The following is a 3,410-nucleotide window of genomic DNA, read 5'->3' on the forward strand; positions in this document are numbered from 1 at the left end:
TGCGGCGGGCGGCCCGGCCGTCGGGGTTGGTGTAGAAGCGGCCGAGGACGTGCGGCAGGCCCATGGTGCCGAGGAAGGTCGCCATGATCAGTGAGTAGATGGCGAGCAGCTGGTACGGTCCGTCGCCGGCCAGCGGGGTGAGCCAGCGGGCGTCCGTGGTCGGGCGGCCCGCCGTCGTCGGGACCGGGGAGCCGGCCGGGAAGACCAGCTCGGAGCCGGCGGCGACCTCGTGCCGGGTGCCGGGCCCCCAGGTGAGCACGGTGCCGGGCGGCACCGCGGCGCCGTCCACCTCCCCGCCCGCCGGGCCGACCTCCACCCGGGTCGGGCCGCCGGTGTCGAGCTGCACGTCGGTGTCGACGCCGACGGTGGTGCGCTCGCGGAAGTCCGGTGCCTCCGGCCGGTCGAAGTGGTGCCCGCTGCCGAGGAAGAACAGCAGCGCGACGATCGCGGGCAGGGCCAGCGCGGTGAGCTTGAGCCAGTACTGGAAGGCCTGCACGAAGGTGACCGAGCGCATGCCGCCCAGCACCACCGTCGCGATCACGATCAGCCCGGCCGAGGTGGAGCCGATCCAGGTGGGCAGCCCGGTCACCACGTTCACGGTGAGGCCCGCGCCCTGCAGCTGCGGCAGCAGGTACAGCCACCCGATGACCAGCACGAACACGCTGCAGATCCGGCGCAGCGCGCCCGAACGCAGCCGGAGCTCGGCGAAGTCCGGCACGGTGTAGGCGCCCGAGCGGCGCAGCGGGGCGGCCACGAACAGCAGCAGCGACAGGTAGCCCGCGGTGTAGCCGACGGGGTACCAGAGCGCGTCGACGCCGTCCCGGAGCACGAGTCCCGCCACGCCGAGGAACGAGGCGGCGGACAGGTACTCGCCGGAGATCGCGCCGGCGTTCGCGGCCGGTCCGACGGTGCGGGAGGCGACCAGGAAGTCCGACGTCCGGCGGGACCGCTGGCCGAGCGCCCCGATGACCGTCGAGGCCACCGCGACCAGCAGGATCGCGGTGACCGCGGCGACGGCCGTGACGCTCACGAGGGTTCCCGCTGCAGCCGCTCGCGGGAGAGGCCGAGGCGTTCGGGCGCGTGCAGCTGCAGCAGCGTGCGGTCGGCGTCGAGCGGGACGTCCCGCCGGGTCGCCCGGCTGACCACGACCATCGTGAGGAAGGCCAGCGGCACGGCGACCGCGGCGGGCCGCAGCAGCAGCACGCCGACGGCCCCCTCGGGCACGTTCCCGGCCAGCGCGAACCCGACGCCGACGGCCGAGAGCACCCCGCCGACGAGCAGGCCCGCGGTCGCGCCGGCGGGGGTGAGCCCGCGCCACCACACGCCCAGCACCAGCAGCGGGCAGAAGGTGGCGGCGGAGACCGCGAAGACGAGCGGGACCGTGAGCGCCAGGTCCAGCCGGGTGACGGCCAGGGCGGGCGCCACCGGGACCATCGCGGACAGCAGGGCGGCGAGCCGGAAGTCCCGCAGCCGTCCCTTCAGCACGTCCGTGAACAGTACGCCGGCCAGGCTCACGACCAGGCCCGACGACGTCGAGAGGAAGGCCGCCGCGGCGCCGGCGGACACCAGCCCGCCGAGCAGCCAGCCCGCCCAGCCGTCGCCGAGGGCGGCGGTCGGGACGAGCAGGACCGCCCCGTCCGTGCGGCCGTCGACCAGGAGCTGCGGGGTGAAGGCGCGGGACAGCAGACCCAACAGTGTGACCAGCACGAACACCCCGCCGATCATGGCCAGCACGACGACGGTGGTGCGGCGGGCGGCCCGGCCGTCCGGGTTGGTGTAGAAGCGGACGAGCACGTGCGGCAGGCCCATCGTGCCGGCGATCCCCGCGACGAGGATCGAGTAGATCTCGAGCAGGTTCAGCGGACCCGACCGCGGCTCCAGCCACTCCCGGTCCGTCGCGGGGGCGCCGACCGGCACGGGGACGCCGGTGCCGGCGGCGAACCGCAGCGCGGTGCCGGCCTCCACGGTGTGCAGGCCGGGCCGCCAGACGAGCGGCCCGTCCACCGTCTCCCCGTCGACCTCGCCCCGGGCCTCGACGGGGGTGGGGGCGACGACCTGGAGCTCCACCGCAGTGCGCACGTCGATCGTGGTGGTCTCGGGGAACTGCGGCGCGGCGGGCCGGTCGAGCGCGCGGTCGCCCCCGGCGAACAGCGCCAGCGCGACGACCGCGGGCACGGTGAGCGCGGTGAGCTTGAGCCAGTACTGGAAGGCCTGCACGAAGGTGATCGAGCGCATGCCGCCGGCCACCACGCACAGCACCACCAGCACGCCCGCGCCGAGCACCCCGACCCAGGGGGGCAGCGCGGTCAGGGTGGTGAGCGAGAGGCCCGCGCCCTGCAGCTGCGGGAGCAGGTAGAGCCAGCCGATCAGCAGCACCAGCGCGGTGCACAGCCGGCGCAGCCGCGGCGAGTGCAGCCGGGCCTCGGCGAAGTCGGGGATCGTGTAGGCGCCGGAGCGGCGGAGCGGGGCGGCGACGAACAGCAGCAGCGACAGGTACCCGGCGCAGAAGGCGATCGGGTACCAGAGCGCCGTGGCGCCCTCGCGCAGCACCAGGCCCGCGATGCCGAGGAAGGTCGCGGCGGAGAGGTACTCGCCGGAGATCGCGGCGGCGTTGGGAACGGCGCCGACGGTGCGGGAGGCGACCAGGAAGTCCGAGGTGCTGCGGGCGACGCGAACGCCCAGCGACCCGATGACCACGGACGCGACGCCGACGAGGGCGATGGCGACCAGCGCGATGACGGACGGGGTGGGCAACGGGGAGCTCTCTGGGGATCGGGCGGGGAGCGGGGTGGGTCAGTCCTGGACGTGGTCGGCGAAGTTCTGTTCGACCTTCTCGGCGGCCTTGGTGTGCCACCAGCCCAGGGCCAGCAGGAACGGGTAGACCAGCACGCCGAGCAGCAGCCAGGGCAGCCGCAGCCCCAGCACCTCCGTGCGGCCCAGCTCGGGGTAGAACGCGAACACCGCGGGCAGCAGCCCGAGCACGAGCACGGCGAGGCCGCCGATGCGCAGCGCGACCGAGAGCTGGAGGCCGATCAGGTTGGTCCGCAGCAGCTCGCCGACGGCGGTGCCCTCCTGGACGTCCACCACGGTGCGGACGGTGCGGGCGACCCCCTTGCGCTCGCTCAGCACCACGCGGACGCGACGGGGCACGCCCTCGGGGGGCTCCTCCTCGACCGGGCGGAACCGGGCGCCGACGGGGCGGCCGGGGCCGGTGTCGGCGCCGGGTGCGGTGGCGGCCACCGTGGGCGAGGGGGCACCGGCCGTGCGGGCCGACAGCGGGAGCCGGGAGGCGGGGTCGACGGCCTGGCCGGCCTCGGCCCGGGCGGCGTCGGCCGCGGGGGCCTGCGCGGCGGCGTGGGGCGCGGGGTCCGGCGGGGCGGCCTGCTCGAAGGGCGGCTCGGCGTGCGCCC

3 protein-coding genes are annotated in these 3,410 nt (G+C 75.9%); all 3 read right to left on the reverse strand.

Annotation, left to right across the window (positions count from 1 at the left end; genetic code table 11):
* A partial coding sequence (locus ACFQH9_RS27740; protein WP_417715129.1) for a sodium:solute symporter family transporter occupies positions 1–1,030 on the reverse strand: 1,030 nt, incomplete at its 3' end.
* Positions 1,027–2,754, reverse strand: a complete 1,728-nt coding sequence (locus ACFQH9_RS27745) for a sodium/solute symporter (protein ID WP_379570606.1) — start codon at positions 2,752–2,754, stop codon at positions 1,027–1,029. The genes ACFQH9_RS27740 and ACFQH9_RS27745, both read right to left, overlap by 4 nt.
* 39 nt (positions 2,755–2,793) lie before the next feature.
* Positions 2,794–3,410, reverse strand: a 617-nt coding sequence (locus tag ACFQH9_RS27750) for a hypothetical protein (protein WP_379570608.1), incomplete at its 5' end; no start/stop codon positions are given.

It is taken from the genome of Pseudonocardia lutea, from assembly GCF_042658055.1.
GTDB classification, from domain to species: domain Bacteria; phylum Actinomycetota; class Actinomycetes; order Mycobacteriales; family Pseudonocardiaceae; genus Pseudonocardia; species Pseudonocardia lutea.